Annotated in this window: 12 protein-coding genes; 7 read left to right on the top strand and 5 right to left on the bottom strand. The window is 44.0% G+C overall.

Translation table 11 applies throughout. The annotated features are described in order from the left end of the window. Nucleotides 1-3: 3 nt before the first annotated feature. Genes IPP86_04820 through IPP86_04810 form a run of 3 tightly spaced genes read right to left on the bottom strand, consistent with a single transcriptional unit; the run spans nt 4 to nt 4,322 of the window. The gene (locus IPP86_04820; GenBank protein ID MBL0137840.1) at nt 4-2,385 is read right to left on the bottom strand and encodes a polysaccharide biosynthesis tyrosine autokinase; all 2,382 of its coding nucleotides are present in this window, start codon (nt 2,383-2,385) and stop codon (nt 4-6) included. A 3-nt stretch (nt 2,386-2,388) separates the two neighbouring features. Beyond that, a complete protein-coding gene (locus IPP86_04815; protein MBL0137839.1) occupies nt 2,389-3,150 on the bottom strand; it encodes a polysaccharide export protein in 762 nt (253 codons plus the stop codon). A gap of 29 nt (nt 3,151-3,179) precedes the next feature. Continuing rightward, nucleotides 3,180-4,322: an acyl-CoA dehydrogenase gene (locus IPP86_04810; protein MBL0137838.1), complete on the bottom strand. Its 1,143-nt coding sequence runs from the start codon at nt 4,320-4,322 to the stop codon at nt 3,180-3,182. A gap of 124 nt (nt 4,323-4,446) precedes the next feature. Here IPP86_04810 and IPP86_04805 point away from each other — a divergent pair, with 124 nt between their 5' ends. Both IPP86_04805 and IPP86_04800 read left to right on the top strand, forming a co-directional pair. After that, nucleotides 4,447-5,919 carry a T9SS type A sorting domain-containing protein gene (locus IPP86_04805; protein MBL0137837.1) on the top strand — a complete coding sequence of 491 codons (1,473 nt, stop codon included), beginning with the start codon at nt 4,447-4,449 and terminating at the stop codon, nt 5,917-5,919. 17 nt (nt 5,920-5,936) lie between these two features. Next, nucleotides 5,937-6,983, top strand: coding sequence for an anhydro-N-acetylmuramic acid kinase (locus IPP86_04800; protein ID MBL0137836.1), 1,047 nt, complete (start codon nt 5,937-5,939; stop codon nt 6,981-6,983). A 138-nt stretch (nt 6,984-7,121) separates the two neighbouring features. On the opposite strand, the gene IPP86_04795 is transcribed toward IPP86_04800, so the two are convergent. Beyond that, entirely contained in the window at nt 7,122-7,580 is a 459-nt protein-coding gene (locus tag IPP86_04795; protein ID MBL0137835.1) for a hypothetical protein, read from the bottom strand. A 361-nt stretch (nt 7,581-7,941) separates the two neighbouring features. On the opposite strand from IPP86_04795, the gene IPP86_04790 reads away from it, so the two are divergent. Both IPP86_04790 and IPP86_04785 read left to right on the top strand, forming a co-directional pair. Continuing rightward, the gene (locus IPP86_04790) at nt 7,942-9,204 is read left to right on the top strand and encodes a Glu/Leu/Phe/Val dehydrogenase (GenBank protein ID MBL0137834.1); all 1,263 of its coding nucleotides are present in this window, start codon (nt 7,942-7,944) and stop codon (nt 9,202-9,204) included. Nucleotides 9,205-9,317: 113 nt separating this feature from the next. Further along, on the top strand, nt 9,318-10,454 hold the full coding sequence (locus IPP86_04785; GenBank protein ID MBL0137833.1) for a mechanosensitive ion channel family protein: 1,137 nt from the start codon (nt 9,318-9,320) through the stop codon (nt 10,452-10,454). Nucleotides 10,455-10,499: 45 nt separating this feature from the next. Here the strand turns inward: IPP86_04785 and IPP86_04780 are convergent, their stop codons facing one another. After that, nucleotides 10,500-10,934 (bottom strand): hypothetical protein, encoded by a 435-nt coding sequence (locus tag IPP86_04780; GenBank protein MBL0137832.1) that lies wholly within the window; start codon nt 10,932-10,934, stop codon nt 10,500-10,502. A 66-nt stretch (nt 10,935-11,000) separates the two neighbouring features. Here IPP86_04780 and IPP86_04775 point away from each other — a divergent pair, with 66 nt between their 5' ends. The 3 genes from IPP86_04775 to IPP86_04765 all read left to right on the top strand — a co-directional run bounded on the left by IPP86_04775 (nt 11,001) and on the right by IPP86_04765 (nt 25,057). Continuing rightward, nucleotides 11,001-11,234: a hypothetical protein gene (locus IPP86_04775; protein ID MBL0137831.1), complete on the top strand. Its 234-nt coding sequence runs from the start codon at nt 11,001-11,003 to the stop codon at nt 11,232-11,234. Nucleotides 11,235-11,341: 107 nt separating this feature from the next. Beyond that, nucleotides 11,342-11,653 (top strand): hypothetical protein, encoded by a 312-nt coding sequence (locus IPP86_04770; protein MBL0137830.1) that lies wholly within the window; start codon nt 11,342-11,344, stop codon nt 11,651-11,653. 669 nt (nt 11,654-12,322) lie between these two features. Further along, nucleotides 12,323-25,057, top strand: coding sequence for a T9SS type A sorting domain-containing protein (locus IPP86_04765; GenBank protein ID MBL0137829.1), 12,735 nt, complete (start codon nt 12,323-12,325; stop codon nt 25,055-25,057). The last annotated feature ends 507 nt before the right edge of the window (nt 25,058-25,564 follow it).

The following is a 25,564-nucleotide window of genomic DNA, read 5'->3' as shown; positions in this document are numbered from 1 at the left end:
GTATCAGGATTTTTTGAAAACTTTTCCGAGAATTCCTTTTTTACCCTGCTCTTCATCATAATAGCCATAACCATGATAGCCATAACTGTATCCGTAACCGTACCCATAACGATGATTCGTGCCGGCATCATTTAAAAGAACACACAGGTTTTTCACTTTACCCTGGGTGTAATAATCGTTAATGGTTTTCATGTATTCCTTCTTTGAATAATTTTCACGAAGGATGAAAATATTGATATCCGCGAGGTTCATCAGCATCATGGCGTCGCTTACAATTCCAACGGGTGGTGTATCGATGATGATGTAGTCGTAACGCTCACGCAACTCATCAAGCAATTTGTGAGTTTCTTTTTTCGCAAGCAATTCCGCAGGGTTAGGAGGAACAGGTCCGGATGGAATGATGTCAAGATTATCGACAGAAGTATGCTGGATCACTTCATCCAGTTTGGCTTTACCGATCAGGTAGGTACTAACTCCTGTTTCATTTTTTATTCCGAGATCCTGTACCAACTGAGGTTTTCTCAAATCCATTCCAACGATGATCACTTTATGGTGCTGGAGAGAAAGAACAGCGGCAAGGTTCAGACTGGAAAATGATTTTCCTTCACCGCCTACAGATGAAGTGATGAGAACAATTTTATGCTGATCTGCCAGTCCGAAGAACATCAGGTTCGCGCGAATGGAACGGAACGCTTCGGTAATGGATGATTTCGGTTTGCTGGAAACAACGAGTCGCTCACCTGTATTGTGATGTCCGACCACACCGATGATTGGAATTTTACTCATCTTCTCGATATCTTCTTTGTTGCTGATGGTATTCTTGACATACCCTTGCAGGATGATCAGAATGACCGGAACAATCAAGGCCAGCATCAGCGTAATGATGAGAATAGCTTTGGTGTTCGGGATTACAGGAATATCATTGATGCTTGCTTCATCAAGTACTTTGTTGTCCGAAACCGCAGTTGCTTTCGCGATTCCGGTTTCAGCTTTCTTCTGAAGAAGATAGAGGTAAATGTTTTCGTTGACACTGAAATTTCTTTGAATGCCGAGGAGTTCCCGTTCGATATTCGGGATTTTCCGGATGCTTCCTTCGTAACGCATCAGTTCTGTGTTGATGCTGGAAAGATTCACCTTGGTCATGTTCCGCAGGTTGTTGATGTTTTCAACAAGAGTCCGTTTGGTTTGTTCGATCTGCTGATCGATCACTTTAATAGCAGGAGATTGTGTACTGCTTCCATAAGCAAGACTTTTACGTTTGCTTTGGAGTTCCTTGAGTTTTGTGATCAGGTCGATCAGCAATGGATCGGGATTGCCCAGACTGCTTGGAGCAAGTTCTTCCACGTCGCGGTTGCCGGTGACATAGGAGTAGAGGTAATCCAATGATTTCAGTTCGATCTCTGCTTTCACGCGATCCGCGTCGATATTGGTTACGCGTTCGAGATAAGCTTTGGATTCTTCACTTAGGTCAACAGTTCCTTTTTGTTCTTTGAACTTTTGCAATTCAAGTTCCGTCGCGTTTAGTGTTTTGCTGATTTCTTCGAGTTGTTCGTCGACAAATTTCAGCGTGAGTCCGGCAACGGAAGATTTATCTTTTACATCGCGATTGATGTAGACTTTCCCAAGGGTATTCAGAAAATCGGTCGCTCTTTCTTTGATTTTATCCTGAACTGAAATTTCAACGATCGTGGCATCCTTGTTCTGAGGTTCCGCTTTCATTTTCTCCTGGTAATAAGCGATCATTTTGTTCAGTGAATTCACTGTGAAAACAAAATCATCGTCATTGACCACATTAATCGCGGAGTCATTGTGATTGACAACTAGTGTGAAATACGTAGTTCGGACTTCTTCGCCAAAATGATGTGTTCCTTTGTATGAATAATCATTCAGGATTTTATTGTCGGCATCGAGTTCGAGTTTGTAGGTGCTGCTGTCCAGAATTGTAATATGAAAAAACTCATCATACACACCTTCGGTCATTCGTACAGGCTTCACCTGGAAAGGCTGGTTTCTGTAAAGCGGGTATTTGAAGAAAGTCGTCTTGCCAAAATAACTGACTCCAAGATTGAGTTCGTTGATCGTTTCTTCCAGTACGGATCTTGACTTGAGGATTCCGATTTCAGTGGCAATGTTTTTTGTATTCCCGAAGAGATCACCGGTTAAAAAGTCTTCGATATTATTTGAAGTGTTTTTTGTGTCTTTAACCAGGATGCTTGTACGAGCCTCAAAAACCGGCAATGTAAAACGGATATACAACAAAGCTCCAATGCAAAAGAGGATGGCTGAGAAAAGAAAGTAATGCCATTTTCTACGCATATTGTAGAAAAGCAAACGCAGGTCTATTTCATCGTCATTACGGCGCTGTGCTCCTTCGTTTGTTCGCATGGTTTACTTTGTTTGGGTAATAATAAATGTAAGTGCAATCACCGCTGTGGTAACGATGGAAGTAAAGATGGTCACCGACGGACTGATGTTCTGAAAGGCCCGTCTTTTCAATGGCTGTACATAAATGATGTCGTCAGGATGCAAATAATAGGTTTCCGCTGAAAGACTTGACGCGTTGGTCATGTCAATGAAAAAATCTTTTGTCTGTTGATTTTCTTCACGGATGATGCGAACCTTTTGACGGTCGCCATACACGCTGAGATCACCGGCCATTCCCAATACTTCAGGCAAAGTTGCATGTTCGTTGAGAATGGGGTATGTTCCGGGACGATTTACTTCGCCAAGGACAGTTACTTTAAAATTCAGTTTTTTCACAGTGACGATAGGGTCTTCCATGAATTCCTTGAATTTCGCTTCGAGTATTTGTGTGGCTTCACTCATTGTTTTTCCTGTCAGCAGAACAGAGCCAATGAGTGGTAATTTCACCTCTCCGTTTTCATTAACGATATAACCTTTTTCGTATGCTGAACGGTTGTCACTGGATGGCTTGTCGGCAGGAACTGCCAGATATGGGTAAGCCTCAGCATTGATGGTGAAAATATTGATGGAGAGGATATCTCCGGGATAGATCCTGAGTTTGTAGATGTCGGATTCCTTCAGTTGTGGAATATTACCCTGGAAATAAACCAGCTTTTTCTGTGACGTGCAGCTAAACAACACGCTAAGGAGAAGAGGCAATACGATTTTCAGGATGTTACGATACATCGACAAGCAATAAAGTAAGAATGAAAAAATTATTTACCGATAATAGAACGGGAAATGACGATTTTCTGAACTTCAGAAGTACCCTCATAAATCTGAGTGATCTTCGCGTCGCGCATCAATCGTTCTACATGGAATTCTTTAACGAATCCGTATCCGCCGTGGATCTGTACAGCTTCAACCGTGGTTTCCATAGCCACACGTGAAGCAAACAACTTCGCCATGGAGGAAGAAAGTCCGTAATCAAGATGTTCATCTTTCATCCATGCGGCTTTCAGACAAAGCAAACGAGCCGCTTCAATTTCTGTCGCCATGTCGGCAAGTTTGAACTGAATTGCCTGGTGTTGTGAAATCGGAACACCAAATGCTTTTCTTTCTTTGGAATACTGAAGTGCCAGTTCATATGCACCGGATGCGATTCCCAATGCCTGAGAAGCGATACCAATTCTTCCACCCGTAAGAGTCTTCATAGCGAATTTGAAACCAAAGCCATCTTCGCCAATTCTGTTTTTCTTTGGCACTTTTACATCGGTAAACATCAGCGAGTGAGTATCACTGCCGCGAATACCTAATTTATTTTCTTTCGGTCCGATCGTGAATCCGGGCATTCCTTTTTCAACGATAAGCGCATTGATTCCTTTATGTCCTTTAGCGACGTCAGTTTGTGCAATCACCAGGTAAACGGAAGCTGTTGAACCATTGGTGATCCAGTTTTTTGTTCCGTTCAGAACATAATGATCACCGGCATCAATAGCGGTAGTGTGTTGAGAAGTCGCGTCAGAACCTGCTTCCGGTTCTGAAAGACAAAATGCTCCGATAATTTCACCCTTTGCCAAAGGAACCAGATATTTTTGTTTCTGTTCTTCTGTTCCGAAATTTTCAAGACCCCAGCAAACCAGAGAATTGTTCACAGACATCACAACCGAAGCGGAAGCATCGACTTTAGAGATTTCTTCCATGGCGAGTACATAACTGATGGTATCCATTCCGCCGCCACCATATTTCGGATCTACCATCATTCCAAGAAATCCGAGCTCACCCATTTTGCGGATTTGTTCAGCAGGAAATTTCTGGTGTTCATCTCTTTCAATTACTCCCGGCTTCAATTCATTTTGTGCAAAATCGCGTGCAGCCTTTTGGATCATCAGGTGTTCTTCGCTCAATTCGAAATTCATAATCGTGTTCTTTTGTTGAAATGTTTCCCGTTTTGCAGGATTCCGGGAGGATTTGCTACTTTTATTTGCGCGAACAAACCTACACGATTTGCGCGTGATTCCCAAAGGAAAAATGACCCTTCACATGCCTCTTAAATTTCTTTCTAACTCTTTGAATTTGTGTGCAAAAGCTGTGAAATCATCATCTTGTTCGCGGGATATTTTCAAGGGTATTGTTCTTGGTTTGCTGATCTGTCTGTCATTCACTGATTTGTCTGCTCAACAGTCTTTTGAAAGAACAATCGGCATTTATTCCGGATCCGCTCATTCCGGAGTTTCCGGAATCGAACTGCCGGATACCAGCATTCTTGCAATCGGCTCAATTTCAGATAGTGTGCAAAGACAAAAGGTATGCTTTGTCTGGACAAATTCCAGAGGCGATACTACCCGAACAAAAATTGTTCAACCTGCAGCATTACGGGAAATCGCATCATTCGGACTTCGCAATGATTCGGGAAGCATTTATGTTTCAGGAAGAATGGAAGATTCCACGACTAGTGATGCCATGCTGCTCAAACTTGATTCAAGTGGAGGAGTTGTGTGGAGACACCGTCTTGGAACAACTACACGTAACGAGAGGTATAATAATTTGTGTCTGACAAATGAAGGTATTGTTGTGGGAGCAGGACGAGCAGTGGAAATTCAAAGCAATTATTACTTCATGAAATGCGCTGCTCTTCATTCTTCCGGCGTTCCAATCTGGACAAAAGAATGGCGCACACGATTGGGAGAAATTAATTCCATTTGTCAGGGTACTGATAGTTCATTCTACGCTACGGGTTATCTCCTTGATTTTGGAGACACCAGCGGGTCCATGTTTTTGATGCACATCGGAGCGAATGGAGATTCCTTGTGGACAAAGAAATATTTTGGTGCCGGATGGGCGACCGGGAATTCGATTCTGTGTCTGTCTGATGGATTACTGATTGCAGGTTCCACATCCGCTGGTTCACAATTAGCAGGGGATCATTTTCTGGTAAAAACAAATTTTTCAGGAGATACTTTGTGGACACGTACATATGGTTTTCAGAATCTGGATGAACGTACAAAGGCACTCAGTTTCTCTTCCGACAATTGTTATATTCTTTGCGGCAATTCTCAGGCTTATCTTGAGTTAATTAAAGTAGATACACTTGGCAATCAGGAATGGAAACACGATTACAATTCCGGTGATGCGCAGGGAAACAGTGTCATCGCGACTCTTGATTCAGGGTATCTTGCTGCTGGAAGTGCCGGCATGACAACAGGTTTACCGCAGGTTTATCTCGTGAAAACAGATGCAACAGGCGGGATTTTGCTTGGAGAAACCCTACCATTGCAATTGACGAATGAGATTAAGGTGTATCCAAATCCTTCTGAAGGCAATCTGCGATTTATGCCATCAGAACTGAATAATGTTACCGTCACTGATTTTAGCGGAAAGATTGTATTCCGTGCCAAACATTGCAGTGAAAGTTTGGAATTGTCCTCTTTAGCAGCAGGTGCATATTTCCTTTTCGGACAAACTGAAAAAGGTGATGTGATGCAAGGTAAAATTCTGTTGACCAAAGGAAATTGATTTAAAATAATTTTGAGATGCAGACTTACAAAGTAGTTGGGATCATGTCGGGAACCTCACTGGATGGTGTTGATCTTGCATATTGTGAATTTGCATTCGATAAGCATTGGACATACAAACTCCTGGAAGCTGAAACCATTCCATATACAAGTGAATGGAAAAATATTCTATTAACTCTGCCTTCTGTCAAGGCAGAAAAATTTGTTGCAGTACATGCTGAACTCGGAAAATATTTCGGGAAACTGAGTAAGGATTTTTGTCAACGTTATAATTTAAAACCTGACTTTATCTCCTCTCACGGTCATACTATATTTCATCAGCCTTCAGCAGGATTTACGAGTCAGATTGGTGATGGCGCCGCATTAGCTGTTGAAAGTGGCTTTCCTGTGATTTGCGATTTCCGTACAGCGGATGTTGCACTTGGTGGGCAAGGCGCTCCATTGGTTCCGATAGGAGACAAGTTATTGTTTCATGAATACGATTATTGTCTGAATCTGGGAGGGATTGCGAATATTTCATTTGAACAAAACTCAAAAAGAATCGCGTTTGATATTTGCGGATGCAACCTTTTATTGAATGCTCTTTCTTCTCGGGTAGGAAAAGAATACGATGCAGGCGGAGAGATGGCCGCGAAAGGAAAAGTGAGAAAAGATCTCCTCGATAAAGTAAATCAAAGCAAATATTTCGAAAAGTCATTTCCGAAATCCTTAGGAAGAGAAGATCTGGAAACGGATATCTTCCCTGTTTTCGACCGCCCTGAAATTCCTGTTGAAGATTTACTGGCAACATTCTGCGAACATATAGCAATGCAAATCGGAAAATGTCTTGGTGCAGGAAATGTGTTGATAACAGGAGGCGGAGCTCAGAATGATTTTTTAATTGAAAGAATAAATTCATTTTCTCCTGCAAAAGTGATTATCCCGGATTCAAAGCTGGTAAATTTTAAGGAAGCATTGATCTTCGCGTTTCTCGGTGTATTAAGAATGAAAAAAGAAATAAATTGTCTTTCCAGTGTAACCGGTGCCAGCCGTGATAACTGTGGCGGGACCATCTGGCAACCTTAGAATCCGTTTTACATTCGAAATTTTGAATGAAAAAAGAGCATTCGTTTGGTACGAATGCTCTTTGTGTTAAAGGGACAATATTCACCATCTGCATGCAACGCAAAACGCCACAGCAGAACGAAAAAAATTCCCTATTGATTAAAAGTCGTCGTCGTCGTCTTCAAAATCACTCATTGGTGCAGGATCGTCAAATCCTTTGATATCCTCTTCCATTGGAAGATCCATATCTTCTGCGCTGTCCATATCCGGTGGAGCGATAGGAGTGATTTCAATAATTTCAGCTTTTGTTATGATAGCTTTTGGCTCAGCAGCAGGTTTTGCTTTAGGAGCCGGTTTCTTTGCAGCAGGTTTTGCAGCAGGTTTAGGAGCAGCTTTTTTCGCAGCTGGTTTTTTAGGAGCGGCTTTTTTCGCGGGAGCAGCTTTCTTAGCAGCCGGTTTTTTAGCAGCAGCTTTTTTGGTTGCTTTTTTAGCAGGTGTGGCTTTCTTTTTTGCTGCCTTTTTAGTAGCTCCTTTTTTAGCAGCTTTTTTAGCCGGAGATTTTTTCTTTGCAGGTTTTTTTGCTGCAGGTTTTTTTGAAGTTTTCTTTTTGGTTGCCATGGCTGGTGAATTGAATTTGATTAGACGATACTGCAATATTAGATGGTGATGTTCAAATTTACAATATCAAATCAATTTCTTCCAAAATTTTTTTAATTAATTCTTTAGTGTAGGGACGAGGGACAAGGGACGAGGGGCGAGGGTCGTGTGGCATGTTTACATCCGATTATTGAAATGTTTAGATCAGTGTCGTATCCAATTCAGTGATTAGTATGGGATGATTTTTGTCATCCTTTTTACATGATCATTCCCAATACCCCTCAGACTTAATAGCCTAATAACTCAATAACCAACTAACCTAGTTGCCAATCCCTTTGCCTTTTCCCTGATTTCCCGTAGGTTTGCACCACTTTTAAAGATTATGAGCGAACAAACTGCGACTGTTGAATCAGCAAGACTTAAAGAATTAATCCGTCGTTTTGAGGAAAAACGACCTGAAATTGTATTCGAATGGAAGGATCCTGAGACTGAAGCCGAGGGATGGATAGTAATAAATTCCTTGCGTGGAGGATCTGCCGGTGGTGGTACGCGCATGAGAAAAGGGCTGGATATGCGTGAGGTAGAATCCCTGGCCAAGACAATGGAAATCAAATTTTCGGTGAGCGGACCACCAATCGGTGGTGCTAAATCCGGAATCAACTTTGATCCTGCTGATCCCCGAAAAAAAGGAGTATTGGAACGCTGGTTCAAAGCTGTGATGCCCTTGTTAAAGACCTATTATGGTACCGGTGGTGATTTGAATGTGGACGAAATCCATGATGTCATCCCGATCACAGAAAAGCTGGGTCTGCGTCACCCTCAGGAAGGTACAGTGGTTGCCCACTTTAATGCTACTGAAGAACGTAAATCAGCGATTATCGAACAGCTGCGCAAGGGAGTCAAAAAAAGACTGGACGATGCACATTTTTCACCTGATATAAATAAAAATATAACCGTCGCTGACATGATCACCGGATATGGTGTTGCGGAATCAGTCAGGCATGAATATTTATTGCAAGGTGCTTCAATTGAAGGGAAACGTGTGATCGTGCAGGGTTGGGGAAATGTTGGAGCCGCTGCAGGTTATTATCTCGCTCAAATGGGAGCAAAGATTGTTGGAATCATTGACCGAAATGGCGGGGTATTAAATAAAGCAGGCTATACCTTTGAGCAGGTCAGGGAGCTCTATTTAAACCGGAACGGTAATCAACTTGTTGCAAAAGAGATGTTGCCCCTGGAGGCAATCAAGAAGGAAATCTGGTCAACAGAAGCTGAGATTTTTATTCCTGCGGCCGCATCCAGACTCCTGCACCGTGAACACATTAAAGGTTTGATAGGCAAAGGTCTTGAAATAATATCCTGTGGAGCGAATGTACCTTTTGCCGATAATGAAATTTTCTTTGGGCCGATAGCGGAATATGCTGATTCTCATGTGACCGTTATTCCGGATTTCATCGCGAATTGCGGAATGGCGAGAGTGTTCAGATACCTCATGGGGGATCAGGTTGAAATCAGTGACAAGGCAATCTTTAATGATGTATCCGAATGTATTGGCGGTGCATTGAAAGAAGTTCGTCAACGCCACCCTGATCCAACTCGTTTGAGTCAGGCTGCATTGGAATGGTCCATTGAGAAACTGATCTGAGTCTTTTGTTTCCGCTATGTATTTGGAAATATAGAAACACCGGATGCAGTGCCTGAATGAAAAGCAACCGGAGGTTGTTTGGCCTATTGTGTATATTCTCCTGTGAAGCTCACATGAACGAAATCAGTACAACCCTACATCAGACTTTTTTAGATAATACCCTTGGGGATTATCTCTGGTTTTTCGGTATCCTGATTCTTGGTCTCGTTTTGAAAAAATTTCTTTCGAAACTTTTGAGCAGACTTCTTTACAGGATTTTTCTCAGGTATGGAAAACATGTCGGGGTTGAAAAGTTCATAGATCTATTATCTGCTCCCGTCGGTTTTCTCATTCTGGTCATCATCGTTTATGCCGCCTGTGACCGCTTAAGGTTCCCTACTGAATGGCATCTTGTTCCTGACAATGTTTTTGGAGTACGCTTTGTATTGATCCAGGTTTTTCAGGGTACAATGGTACTTGCTATTACCTGGATCATCACCCGGGCAATCGAGTTTGTCGGACTTGTCATGAAATCTCGTGCCGCGCAAACCGAATCCCGTCTCGACGATCAACTGGTTCCTTTTGTAAAAGAAATCGCCAAAGTCATTGTTGCCGGTGTCGGGTTTCTGATTATGCTTGCCGTGACTTTCGATCTGGATGTATTATCGCTGGTTGCGGGATTAGGAATCGGTGGACTGGCCATAGCTCTGGCTGCAAAGGAAACACTGGAAAACCTTTTGGGCTCCTTCACCATTTTCCTAGACAAACCTTTTATTGTCGGTGATCAGGTGAAGGTTGGGACTGTCGAAGGCTCAATTGAGAGCATTGGATTCAGGTCAACCCGCATTCGCGCACTTGACAGGATGCTTGTGACCATGCCAAATAAGAAAATGGTGGATGCGGAACTGATTAACGAAACTGCACGAACTGTTCGCAGAGCGAAATTTTCTATTGGGTTACTTTATTCAACTCGTCCTGAACAAATGAAGGCGATTATTCAGGATATAAATAATTTGCTTCATGCGCACGATTTGATTGATGCCAACCCTGTTGTTCGCTTTGAACAATTCAGTCAGAGTTCTCTTGATATTCTAATCATTTATATAGTGAAAACACCCGTTTTTGAAGAGTTTCTCCAGGTAAAAGAAGAGATCAATTTTAATATTCTTGACATCGTCCGCAGGAATGGAAGTGATTTTGCTTATCCTTCGCTTTCAGTATTTATGAATTCCGGACAAAATGAAAATACCGACTCTCCATCAGTAACCTGAAATTTTCGGAGAGGTCTTTCTTGATGCAATCAGACCGGGAAAAAATCAATTGTGGATATAGATCTGCTGCGTTCCGGCATCGTATTCACAGGTATATTGTTTGAGGCCTCTTGAAGCAGGACCCTGAATGATAGACCCGTCCGCGAAGCTGAACTTACTTCCGCAGTGACGATCAACCCCAATCACCTGGCTGGTATCGATTTCGATGATAGCATCATTCACCAGGGGATCGAAAGGGCAGGAACGTTCGGAAGCAGTGAATTCGTCAATACTTCTGCGATAAACAATAATGCCTTTTACCCCTCCTGAAATTGCAAGAGAGTTTCCAATGACATTCAGTGCTACATATTGAGGAAGCCCCAGAGGGACTACCAGATCCACTGAAACATTAGGAATGCTGTTTTCATCTCTGCTTTTTTTACAGGAAAAAGAGACTAACAGGGTGAATCCGGCGATTAAACAAAGCACAAATTTGTTCATAACAATTGAATGGAGGGAATTAGGCTTTTTTTTCCTGGATTATATTTGTCATTCAAACCCAACAACATGAAGAAATATCTCTTACTTCTCTCGATTCCGGCAATGCTGTTTGCTTGCAAAGGTAATGAAAACAATGCCAATACAGCGGCTACAGATTCCGCAGCCACTGCTGCTCCTGCAGATACTACCACTGCTCCTGCTACAGCAGCTCAATACACTTGCCCTATGCATCCGGATGTGCTTTCCGATAAACCCGGACAATGTCCTCAGTGTGGAATGGAACTGCAGGTGAAAAGTTAATTTTTGAATCATTATTTATTCGCAGGAGTCGATCTTTATTTTGTCGAATTTAAACTGTTGAAGAACGTTATAAAATTTATTTTCGGAAAAATCGTTCTTAAACCATGATGAAAAAGGTAAAAATTCTTTTTTTTATTCTCATGATTTTTATGGGGAAAGCGCTGCATGCACAAGATGTGGATGCACGCTCTCCCCAACCTGCGCCTGTGGCCAAACAACAGAAAGCCGCTGAGAAAAAGAAAGCCAAGCAACAAAAGAAAATTGATCAGTCTATTGCCAAGGCGAAGAAACAACACCTGAAAAATCAGTCTAAGAATACCCGCAAGATGATGCGTAAAAGTCATCACACATCTAAGCGATGGAATGAGGATAAGAAGGGTTTTTTTCTTACACGGTGGCTCAGAAAGAAAAATCACTGATTTGACGCAGTGTTTTATTAATCATTTGCACTTTATTTTGATTCAGTTGTAGTCAGGCGTTAGCCCTGTTTATTTAACATTTTTTCCCCAAGCGATATTTCACATTCGCCAAAAACCGCTTCCATGGCTGCTTTTTGAGGTATATTTTTGTAAATATGCTGAAAGCCCTTGTTGGGAGAGGGTTTCCGGCATCCTAAAGAATATTGAAATTCATTCAAATGGATTCTGACGGGTCGTGTATAATACATGTGTGAAACCTATGAAATGATTTGTTTAACCGATTTGTATTGATCACCTGAGCCTCACTATTTACAAATTCTTCCCGATATACAATGAAATCAACTCCGGATGGATGTGGAAACAGCTGAAAGGAGAAAAAATATTTCTGGAATTCATGCCCTTCAAATGTGAATAAATACGGGATTTGTGCTTGTGGTTAGCCATTCAATTACTTGCATTCACCACTTCATAAAGGCATGTGGACAAGATAAATTGAGGAAGGGTGGGGGTAGGAGATATATTTCCGTCCCAAATATCAGGAATGACTCAGTTTTCAAAATAAAGATTGCAATTGCAGGAAAGTAAAATGCAATGTTTCAATAATAAATCCATGTCCTTTTGGGATACGGATTTTTGCTATGATAAAAATAGATCAATAAATTATAAATTATGAAAAACTTGTACTCTCCCCCGAGCAAGATTGTAACAAAAATTGTATGGATTAGTATCTTAGTTTTGGGCTTGTCGGATTTCTCCGCAGCTCAGACTATTTCCGCAACATGTAGTGGAGCAAGTCAGATCACTGTTGGCAATTGTACGACAAATCAGAATGTAAGTGATGCGACTGTGAATGATCCAAATGCCAGCGGGTGTATCACCTCGCCAACACGTGATGGCTGGTTTTATTTTGTGGCAACGTCAGCAAGGACTCAGGTTGATTTTTTTAATAATTCAAACCGTGATGCCGGAATAATTGTTTATTCAGGATCATGCGGGAGTTTGACCGCAATAGGTTGCGTAAATGCAACTGGAAGTAGTGGTGACGAATTACTTATTGTGAATACAAGTGTAGGAAGTACTTATCGAATCCGTATACTTCGGATCTCAGGAACGACAACGAATCTGAATGGTTCTGTTTGTGTGAATGAATTGCCAAGTATCACCAGCTTTTCACCAAGCCCCGTGTGTACAGGTGGGACAATAACAATTACAGGTTCAGGATTTACAGGTACAACAGCCGTTACTGTTAATGGAACAGCTGTGACAAGTTTCAACGTTGTCAGTGGAACATCCATTACCGCAGTTGTTGCGGCAGGTACGACAACCGGTACCATCAATGTAACCAATGGTACCGGATCAGGTACCAGCGCATCGTCACTGACTGTGAATTCAACTCCGGTTGCTACCGCCACTCCGTCGACTCAAACGCTGTGTGGATCAGGGTCGACCTCTGTCGCATTGAGCAGTTCTGTTGGTGGGACATCTTATATATGGACAGTCGCTCAAACAAATGTCAGCGGTGGTTCAAATTGTGCTTCTGCTTGTGGAAGCAGTATTGCTCAATCTCTTTCAAATATAAACGGAACTACATCCGGTTCCGCAGTATACACAATTACACCTGCAACTGCTTCGTGTACAGGTAGTCCGATTACGGCTACGATTACTGTCAATCCAAAACCTGTGGGTTCTGCAGCTAATTCCACCCCGGCAATATGTTCGGGTACAGGACCTGCTGATGCATTGAGCAGTACTGTAGCCGGAACAGCCTACACTTGGACAGTTTCACAGAGTGGAGTGAGTGGAGGTAGTACTTGTTCTTCCTCATGTGGAACCAGCATCAATCAAACACTAACAGCTACCGGCGCCGTTGCCGGTACCGCTACTTATACTGTCACACCAACTGCAAGTTCATGTGCCGGAAATACTTTTACAGTAACTGTAACTGTAAATCCGAAACCGGTTGGAACCGCGACTCCTTCTACAGGAGCTTTTTGTGGATCAGGCACCACCAATATTAATCTGTCAAGTACGGTGGCCGGAACTTCTTATTCCTGGACAATAGCTCAATCCAATGCAACCGGCAGTGCCGCATGTCCTTCTGCCTGTGGAACGAATATCGCTGATGTGATTAGTTCTACTAGCAATACACCCGGTACCGTAACCTATACAATCACTCCTGCAACTGCATTGTGTACGGGAAATACTTTTACCTCAACAATGACAGTAAACCCGATTCCTACCGGTACAGCCACCCCTTCCACAAAAACAATTTGTTCGGTGTCCGGACCGGCTATTGCATTAAGTAGCACCGTTTCCGGAACATCCTATACCTGGACAGTTTCTCAAAGCGGAGTTAGCGGAGGCAGCAACTGTAGTTCTTCTTGTGGAACAAGTATCAATCAATCATTAACTACCAGTTCTCCGGTGCAGGGAACCGCTACCTATACTGTGACACCAACTGCGAATGGTTGTCCTGGCAGCACTCTTACTGCGGATATAACAGTAAATCCTGTGCCGGTGGCTACTTCCACTCCTTCCAGTCAGACGATATGTGGAGGGGGAACAACAGGCTTTGCATTGACAAGTACCGTTGCCGGGACAAATTTTGCATGGACTGTTGTTCAAACAAATGTAACTGGCGCTACAGCCGGCTCAGGCTCATCAATTGCTCAAACGCTTTCAGCTGCAGCAAATGCAGCATCAGGAACATCAGTTTATACTGTTACTCCGACATCAGGTGCAGGATGTACAGGAAGCACTATTACTGCATCGGCAACCGTACTTGCTTCACCAACTGCTGTTTCAGTATCACCCTCGTCAATAACAATATGCCCTGGAGCAAATACTTCGCTTAATGCTTCGGGTGGACCAGTAGCAATAACCTACATATCAGGAACTGGTTCATCGACGACAACATCCAATACAAGTGCTTCCACATTGGGCCCGAATCCGCTTCAAAATTATTATGGAGGAAGCAAACAACAAACTATGTGGCGTTCTTCCGAATTAATCGCTTTAGGCCTGGTGAACGGATCTAAAATAAATTCAATCACTATTAACCTTGCCACTGCGGGTACCACTTATGCCCTTTTGAATTATAGGATCAAATACCAATTATCTTCCTCTGTAACTGCACTTTCGACAACGCCAATCACCACAGGCTGGACAACAATCTATGGTCCTCAAAGTTATACTCCGGTTTCAGGTATAAATACGTTCACTTTTAGTTCTCCGATCGTTTGGGATGGTACAAGTGCTTTAATTTTAGAATTCAATTTTAGTAACAACAATACCGGTAGTACAGGCACGCTCAATACGGCAACATACAACACTGGAATAGGCTATACGGCTACAAACTTCTACCGTGCGGACAATGTTACCGCGGCATCCGTTGATGCTTTTTCGAGTACTGTGAACTTTTCATATTCTTCAAGAAATAATGTTCAATTTAACGTGACTCAGCCGGTTTCTTATTCCTGGCTTCCGGTTACCGGTTTGAATGTTTCAACCGGAACAACAGTTGTTGCCAGTCCGGCTTCTTCAACAACTTACACAGTCAGTGGAACACTTGCGAATGGTTGTAGTTCAACTGCGACATCCTCTGTTTCCATTAACCCGGCGATCTCGATTTCATTCACTAGTACCAATGTGAGTTGCAATGGTGGAACGAACGGATCAGCTACAGCTAATCCCACAGGTGGAAATGGAAGTTTTGTCAGTTATTTATGGTCCAATGGTCAGACTACTGCTACAGCAACCGGACTTATTGCCGGAACTTATTCTGTAACAGTTACGGATGGATTGGGATGCACCGCCAGCAATTCAGTAGTAGTATCAGAACCGACACAACTTGTTGCATCTTGTTCAGTTGTTTCTCATGTTACTTGTAACGGAGGAACCGATGGATCCGCATCAGTAAGCGCATCCGGTGGAACAGCTCCATATACAGGCGAAGGAACATTTACCGGTCTTGCAGCCGGAACTTATTCATACACTATTACCGATGCTAATGGTTGCACAGCTTCTTGTTCTGTAACAATTACAGAGCCTGCAGCACTGGTTGCTACTTGTTCAGTTGTTTCACATGTTACTTGTAATGGAGGAACCGATGGATCCGCATCAGTGAGCGCATCCGGTGGAACTGCTCCATTTACAGGCGAAGGAACATTTACCGGTCTTGCAGCCGGAACCTATTCATACACTGTTACTGATGCTAACGGTTGCACCGCTTCATGTTCTGTAACAATTACAGAGCCTGCAGTACTTGTAGCAACTTGCACAGTTGTTTCTAATGTATCATGTAATGGTGGTTCTGATGGTGCCTTTAACGTTAGCGCAAGCGGCGGAACCGGACCATATACCGGAACAGGTGGTTATATCGGAGCCGTAGCTGGAACAAACACAATTACTGTTACCGATGCTAATGGTTGTACCACTTCTTGTTCAGTGACAATTACAGAGCCATCTGCATTGTCTGCATCCTGCACCTGGGTTTCAGATGTTACCTGTAACGGAGGAAATGATGGTTCTGCAACTGTAAGCGCTTCGGGTGGAACTGGACCTTACACAGGAACAGGACTTGTAAGCGGACTTTCAGCGGGAACGCAAACCCTTACTGTCACAGATGCGAATGGTTGCACCGCGACGTGCACTGTAGTGATTAATCAACCTTCTGCATTAGTGGCCACTTGTTCTGTTGGCTCAAATGTTACCTGCAATGGTGGCTCAGACGGATCAGCTTCAGTAAGCGCATCCGGCGGAGTTGGACCTTATACAGGCGAAGGAACTTTCACAGGACTTTCTGCCGGAACATATTCTTATACAGTTACCGATGCAAGCGGTTGTACAGCTACTTGTTCTGTAACAATCACAGAACCTGCTGCACTGGTTGCTACTTGCACAGTTGTTTCCAATGTATCTTGTAATGGTGGATCCGATGGTGCCTTTAACGTGAGCGCCAGCGGCGGTACCGGACCATATTCAGGAACGGGTGCTTATGCCGGAGCCGTAGCTGGAACAAACACAATTACTGTTACCGATGCTAATGGTTGTACCACTTCTTGTTCAGTGACAATTACAGAACCTGCAGTCCTTATAGCAACATGCACAGTTGTTTCCAATGTATCTTGTAACGGTGGTTCTGATGGTGCTTTTAACGTTAGCGCAAGCGGCGGAACCGGACCATATAGCGGAACAGGTGCTTATGCCGGAGCCGTAGCTGGAACAAACACAATTACTGTTACCGATGCTAATGGTTGTACCGCTACTTGTACAGTTACAATCACTGAGCCATCTGCCTTGTCTGTCTCCTGCACATGGGTTTCAGATGTTACCTGTAACGGAGGAAATGATGGATCAGCCACAGTAAGTGCTTCAGGTGGAACAGGTCCTTACACAGGAACAGGACTTGTAGGCGGACTTTCCGCGGGTACACAAACTCTTACTGTCACAGATGCGAATGGTTGTACAGCAACCTGCACGGTTGTTATCAATGAACCTGCGGCACTGGTCGCTAGCTGTTCAGTTGTTTCACATGTTACTTGTAATGGAGGAACCGATGGATCCGCATCAGTGAGCGCATCCGGTGGAACAGCTCCATACACAGGCGAAGGACCATTCACAGGTCTTGCTGCCGGAACTTATTCATACACAATTACCGATGCCAACGGTTGTACCGCTTCTTGTTCAGTGACAATTACAGAGCCTGCAGTCCTTGTAGCAACATGCACAGTTGTTTCCAATGTTTCTTGTAATGGTGGTTCTGATGGTGCCTTTAACGTTAGCGCAAGTGGCGGAACCGGACCATATTCAGGAACGGGTGCTTATGCCGGAGCCGTAGCTGGAACAAACACAATTACTGTTACCGATGCTAATGGTTGTACCACTTCTTGTTCAGTGACAATTACAGAACCTGCAGTCCTTGTAGCAACTTGCACAGTTGTTTCCAATGTATCTTGTAATGGTGGTTCTGATGGTGCCTTCAACGTAAGCGCAAGCGGCGGAACCGGACCATATACCGGAACCGGTAGTTACGCAGGAGCAGTAGCAGGAACTAATACCATCACAGTAACGGATGCTAACGGTTGTACCGCTACATGTTCAGTGACCATCACTGAGCCTGCAGTCCTGGTTGCTACTTGTTCAGTTGTTTCCAATGTATCTTGTAACGGTGGAACCGATGGTTCTGCTTCAGTAAGTGCATCGGGTGGAACAGCACCTTATTCAGGAACCGGTTCTTTCACAGGACTTGCTGCCGGAACATATAATTACACAGTCACTGATGCAAACGGTTGCACAGCTTCCTGTTCAGTAACAATCTCTGAACCTGCAGCACTGGTTGCTACTTGCTCAGTTGTTTCAAATGTTACCTGTAATGGCGGAACCGACGGTTCTGCTTCAGTAAGCGCTTCTGGTGGAACGGCTCCATATTCAGGAGAAGGAACATTCCCTGGTCTTGCTGCAGGAACTTATAACTATACAGTCACTGATGCAAACGGTTGTACAGCTTCTTGTTCAGTAACAATCTCTGAACCGGCTGCACTTGTTGCTACTTGTTCAGTTGTTTCCAATGTATCTTGTAACGGTGGAACCGATGGTTCTGCTTCAGTAAGCGCTTCTGGTGGAACAGCTCCATATTCCGGAGAAGGAACATTCTCTGGTCTTGCTGCAGGAACATATTCATATACAGTAACTGACGCCAACGGTTGCACAGCTTCATGTTCAGTAACAATTTCTGAACCTGCTGCACTGGTTGCTACTTGTACTGTTGTTTCGAATGTATCATGTAATGGCGGTTCTGATGGTGCCTTCAATGTAAGCGCAAGCGGCGGAACCGGACCATATACCGGAACAGGTGGTTACGCGGGTGCAGTTGCCGGAACAAACGTTATCACAGTAACTGATGCTAACGGTTGTACCGCTACTTGTTCAGTGACCATCACTGAACCTGCAGTTCTGGTTGCTACTTGTTCAGTTGTTTCCAATGTATCTTGTAATGGTGGAACCGATGGTTCCGCTTCAGTAAGTGGATCCGGTGGTACCGCTCCATATTCAGGAACCGGTTCTTTCTCAGGTCTTGCTGCAGGAACTTATAACTATACAGTCACTGATGCTAACGGTTGCACAGCTTCATGTTCAGTAACAATCTCTGAACCTGCAGCACTGGTTGCTACTTGCTCAGTTGTTTCCAATGTTACCTGTAACGGCGGAACCGATGGTTCTGCTTCAGTAAGTGCATCCGGTGGTGTTGCTCCGTACTCCGGAGAAGGAACATTCACAGGTCTTGCTGCAGGAACTTATAACTACACAGTCACTGATGCAAATGGTTGCACAGCTTCTTGTTCAGTAACAATTTCTGAGCCTGCTGCACTGGTTGCTACTTGTACAGTTGTTTCAAATGTATCATGTAATGGTGGCTCTGATGGTGCCTTCAACGTAAGCGCAAGCGGCGGAACCGGTCCATATACCGGAACTGGTGGTTATGCAGGAGCAGTAGCAGGAACTAATACCATCACAGTAACTGATGCTAATGGTTGTACCGCTACATGTTCAGTAACAATCTCTGAACCTGCTGCACTTGTTGCTACTTGTTCTGTTGTTTCCAATGTATCTTGTAATGGTGGAACCGATGGTTCCGCTTCAGTAAGCGCTTCTGGTGGTACCGCTCCATATTCAGGAACCGGTTCTTTCACAGGTCTTGCTGCAGGAACTTATAACTACACAGTGACTGATGCTAACGGTTGCACAGCTTCATGTTCAGTAACAATTTCTGAACCTGCTGCACTGGTTGCCACTTGTTCAGTTGTTTCCAATGTTACCTGTAATGGTGGAACCGACGGTTCTGCTTCAGTAAGCGCTTCTGGTGGAACAGCTCCATATTCAGGAGAAGGAACCTTCTCTGGTCTTGCAGCCGGAACTTATAACTACACAGTCACTGATGCAAACGGTTGCACAGCTTCATGTTCAGTGACCATCACTGAGCCTGCAGTCCTGGTTGCTACTTGTACAGTTGTTTCCAATGTATCTTGTAATGGTGGTTCTGATGGTGCCTTTAACGTGAGCGCCAGCGGCGGTACCGGACCATATACCGGAACTGGTGGTTATGCCGGAGCAGTTGCAGGAACAAATACGATTACTGTAACTGACGCCAACGGATGTACAGCTACATGTTCTGTAACAATCACAGAACCTGCAGCACTTGTTGCAACATGTTCTGTTGTTTCAAATGTATCTTGTAATGGCGGTTCTGATGGTGCCTTTAACGTGAGCGCCAGCGGAGGTACCGGACCATATACCGGAACCGGTGGTTATGCCGGAGCAGTAGCAGGAACAAATACGATTACTGTTACTGATGCTAACGGATGCACCGCTACATGTTCAGTTACTATCACAGAACCTGCAGCACTTGTTGCAACATGTTCAGTTGTTTCAAATGTATCTTGTAATGGAGGGACCGACGGATCCGCATCAGTAAGCGCATCCGGTGGTACTTCACCTTATTCCGGTACAGGAACTTTCACCAGTCTTTCTGCCGGAACATATAATTACACAGTAACCGATGCTAATGGTTGTACCGCTACATGTTCAGTGACCATTACTGAGCCTGCAGTACTTGTAGCAACTTGCACAGTTGTTTCTCAAGTTACTTGTAATGGAGGAACAGATGGATCAGCATCAGTAAGTGCTTCGGGTGGAACAACTCCATACACAGGGGAAGGAACATTTACCGGTCTTGCTGCCGGAACCTATTCGTACACTGTTACCGATGCGAACGGTTGCACAGCTTCCTGTTCTGTAACAATCACAGAACCTGCAGCACTGGTTGCAACATGTTCTGTTGTTTCTAATGTTACCTGCAATGGTGGTTCAGACGGATCAGCTTCAGTAAGCGCATCCGGCGGATCAGCTCCGTACTCAGGCGAAGGAACATTCACAGGACTTTCTGCAGGAACATATTCTTATACTGTTACCGATGCAAACGGTTGTACAGCTACTTGTTCAGTGACCATCACAGAACCTGCAGCACTGGTTGCCACTTGCACAGTTGTTTCAAATGTATCTTGTAATGGTGGATCCGATGGTGCCTTTAACGTGAGCGCCAGCGGAGGCACCGGACCATTTACCGGCACCGGTGGTTACGCCGGAGCAGTTGCAGGAACAAATACGATTACTGTTACTGATGCTAACGGTTGCACCGCTACATGTTCTGTAACAATCACAGAACCTGCAGCACTGGTTGCCACTTGCACAGTTGTTTCCAATGTATCTTGTAATGGTGGATCCGATGGTGCCTTTAACGTGAGCGCAAGCGGCGGAACCGGACCATATACCGGAACAGGTGGTTATGCCGGAGCAGTAGCAGGAACAAATACGATTACTGTTACTGATGCTAACGGTTGCACCGCTACATGTTCAGTAACAATCACAGAACCTGCAGCACTGGTTGCTACTTGTTCAGTAGTTTCAAATGTATCTTGTAATGGAGGAACCGACGGTTCTGCTTCAGTAAGTGCATCGGGTGGAACAGCACCTTATTCAGGAACCGGTTCTTTCACAGGACTTGCTGCCGGAACATATAATTACACAGTCACTGATGCAAACGGTTGCACTGCTTCTTGCTCAGTTACTATCACAGAACCTGCAGCACTTGTTGCTACTTGCTCTGTTGTTTCAAATGTTACCTGTAATGGTGGAACAGACGGATCAGCTTCAGTAAGCGCTTCTGGTGGAACGGCTCCATATTCAGGAGAAGGAACATTCCCTGGTCTTTCTGCCGGAACATATACTTACACAGTCACTGATGCAAACGGTTGTACAGCTTCTTGTTCAGTAACAATCTCTGAACCGGCTGCACTTGTTGCTACTTGTTCAGTTGTTTCAAATGTTTCATGTAACGGTGGAACCGATGGTTCTGCTTCAGTAAGCGCTTCTGGTGGAACAGCTCCATATTCCGGAGAAGGAACATTCTCTGGTCTTGCTGCAGGAACATATTCATATACAGTAACTGACGCTAACGGTTGCACAGCTTCATGTTCAGTAACAATCTCTGAACCTGCTGCACTGGTTGCTACTTGTACTGTTGTTTCGAATGTATCATGTAATGGCGGTTCTGATGGTGCCTTCAATGTAAGCGCAAGCGGCGGAACCGGACCATATACCGGCACCGGTGGTTATGCCGGAGCAGTAGCAGGAACAAATACGATTACTGTAACTGATGCTAACGGTTGCACGTCTACATGTTCAGTGACCATCACTGAACCAGCTGCATTGGTTGCAACATGTTCAGTTGTTTCCAATGTATCTTGTAATGGAGGAACCGACGGATCCGCATCAGTAAGTGCATCCGGTGGTACTTCACCTTATTCCGGTACAGGAACTTTCACTAGTCTTTCTGCCGGAACATATAATTACACAGTAACCGATGCAAACGGTTGTACAGCTTCCTGTTCAGTTACTATCACAGAGCCTGCTGCACTGGTTGCAACATGTTCTGTTGTTTCTAATGTTACCTGCAATGGTGGTTCAGACGGATCAGCTTCAGTAAGCGCATCCGGCGGAGTTGGACCTTATTCAGGAGAAGGAACATTCACAGGACTTGCTGCCGGAACATATTCTTACACAGTAACCGATGCAAATGGATGCACTGCTTCTTGCTCAGTTACTATCACAGAACCTGCAGCACTGGTTGCCACTTGCACAGTTGTTTCAAATGTATCTTGTAATGGCGGTTCTGATGGTGCCTTTAACGTGAGCGCCAGCGGCGGTACCGGACCATATACCGGAACCGGTGGTTATGCCGGAGCAGTAGCAGGAACAAATACGATTACTGTTACTGATGCTAACGGTTGCACCGCTACATGTTCTGTAACAATCACAGAACCTGCAGCACTGGTTGCCACTTGCACAGTTGTTTCAAATGTATCTTGTAATGGCGGTTCCGATGGAGCCGCATCAGTAAGCGCTTCAGGAGGTACCGGTCCATATTCAGGCACGGGTTCTTTCACAGGACTTTCTGCCGGAACATATAATTACACAGTAACCGATGCCAATGGTTGCACAGCTTCTTGTTCAGTAACAATCTCTGAACCTGCTGCCCTTGTTGCAACATGTTCTGTTGTTTCAAATGTAACTTGTAACGGTGGAACTGATGGTTCTGCTTCAGTAAGCGCATCCGGTGGAACAGCTCCATATTCAGGAGAAGGAACCTTCTCTGGTCTTGCTGCTGGAACTTATAACTATACAGTCACTGACGCTAACGGTTGCACAGCTTCTTGTTCAGTAACAATCTCTGAACCTACGGTATTAAGTATTGTTTGTACTCCAACAAATGAAACTTATCCAGGAGCAAACAATGGAAGTGTTAGCATTCTTGCAACGGGCGGAACAGCTCCTTATTCTAATGATGGTTTGCATACTGGTCTTGCTGCAGGTACTTACACTTACACTGTAACTGATGCAAATGGTTGTACAACTTCTTGCACAACTACAGTAGGAACGGATTGTGTTCCTTCTACTGATCCGAGCGGAGCAACAGCTTCAGCTTCCGAAATTTGTCTGGGCGGTAATGTTACACTCCAGGTTACAGGTGGTAGTCTGGGTACTGGTGCTGACTGGGTTTGGTTCGAAGGAGGGTGCGGTGCTGGTACTCCTATAGGAACAGGAGCAAGTATTTCCGTGCCTGTTACCACACTTGGAACCCACAGTTATTTCGTAAGAGCAGAAGGATTGTGTGGAACAACGATCTGTGCTTCTGTAAGTGTAGATGGAATTACAGTTCTACCTGCACCTATCACAATACTTTCAGCTCCCGTTAGCGGATGTATTGGAGGAAGCGGAACAGTAACGTGTTCGTCTGTAGCAGGAGCAACAGCTTATCAATGGACCGCTCCAAGTGGTGTGTTGATCAATGGTGTGGCAGGACCGGTAATCACAGCGTCAACTACTGTGACTGTTACTTTCACAGCTCTTCCACCAACTGGTATCAGTGGATGGAATGTGTGTGTCTCAGGAATTAATGCTTGTGGTACAAGTCCTAATACAAAATGCTACTGGATTCGCGCTACCATTTCAACTCCATCACCTATTGTTGGTTCAGTAGTAGGATGTCCTTCTACAAATGGAAACTATAGTGTAACTCCTGTCGATGGTGCCGCACAATATGTGTGGACGATTTCTGGCACTGCCGGATTAAATGGAGCAGGAACAACCATAACAACGACAGTTCCAAATGTTACTGTCAACTTTGGGGCAGGTTTCACAACCGGTCAATTGTGTGTTTATGCAAAAACATCTTGTGGTTATTCAGGAGCTAGCCGCTGTCTCACAATTGCTACTGCCCCTGGATTACCAGGAGCAATTAGCGGTTCAACAACAATTTGCCCCGGAAGCAGTTCAACTTATTCAATCAGCCCTGTTGCCGGAGCCGCTTCTTATTTGTGGACAACGACAGGGGCAGGTGTATCTGTTGTCGGTTCAGGAACCAGTGCAACTGTGACAACTACCGGCGCATTTACTTCCGGAAGTGTCTGTGTCGTTGCAGTCAGTGCCTGCGGTTCTCCGATTGGAAACAGCGCTCAACGTTGTAAGACGATTGGTACAGGTAAATTGGCTACACCGGGAAATATTACGGGTGATCCTACAACGGGAGTTTGCGGACAAACATACCAATATTCTATACCATCTATTTCCGGTGCAACCGGTGGTTATCTGTGGTCTATACCTGCAGGTGTAACTGTTATAGGACCTTCTAATTCCAACTCTATAACTTTACAGTTCCCTTCTAACTTCGTCTCAGGAACCATTTGTGCCAATGGTATCAATGCTTGTGGAAACGGTTTCACACGTTGTGTTAATGTCTTTGGAAATCCTGGAACACCATCTGCTATTTCAGGAAATTCCAGTGTGTGTGTTGGATCTACGGAAGTTTATACATGGCCTTCAGTTCCGGGTGCTACATCCTACCAGGTAATTGTTCCCGCGGGAAGTATTGTTCTTACCGGTAGCCCGACAGTAAATACTATGGCTGTAATTACATGGGGATCTACTTCAGGTAATGTGGGAGTGAAGGCGATTAATGGCTGCGGAGTTTCAGGAACAAGAACACTGCCTGTAACAATTTCATGTCGTACAGCACAAACAATAAATGAGTCGAATAGTATTCAAACCAGTATTTATCCAAATCCTGCTCACGGTTCATTTAATGTCAGCTTTACAACTTCAACTTCTGAAAACTTCAATCTTCGTATTGTTGATCAGACAGGAAGAATTGTAAGAACACAACAGATCAATGCCGTTGAAGGAGTTAATTTGCAACAACTGGATGCAAGTGATCTTGCACCGGGAGTTTATCTTGTTGTATTGGAAAGTAAATCGGGAATAAGTAAATATCCTCTGATGCTTCAATAAATTTTCCGGAATACAATTTTCTAAAACAGGGTTTGATCATGAGAATCAAACCCTGTTTTTTTTTATGAAAAAGATTTTGGATGAACCTGGAAAATTTTATTTTTTATTGTGATCGTTTTAAGTCTATGTCTCCGAAAGGCTTAATTGACAGGGGTTTTTGGGCTATATGAAAATCCCGAAATTCGTCAATCCTCTGAAACCATTGTTAAATGTGGCTTTCCGGGGGTCTATTTACCAACTAAAAATGATGTTTGGCCAAAAACCGCTAGTAGAGCGGGTTTCAGGAGCTTATATTTGTTACAATTCAGGCATTCTTCTGGCAGAAAGATGAAGAAATCTGAGAGGCCTGAATCATTCGAGTGTTTTCATTGCTTTTTAAAATGGAAATAGTATTCATTTCCTGTCCATTATAAAAAGGAAATTGTACAGTGTAGTATTTTGAGAATTCAGAAGATTTCCTTCAGATCACGAACATATTTGGCTTGCTGTATCCGCGATGTGGAAAGG

The organism is Bacteroidota bacterium, assembly GCA_016720935.1.
GTDB lineage: Bacteria > Bacteroidota > Bacteroidia > AKYH767-A > 2013-40CM-41-45 > JADKJP01.
This window is presented reverse-complemented; position numbering and strand designations above follow the sequence as displayed.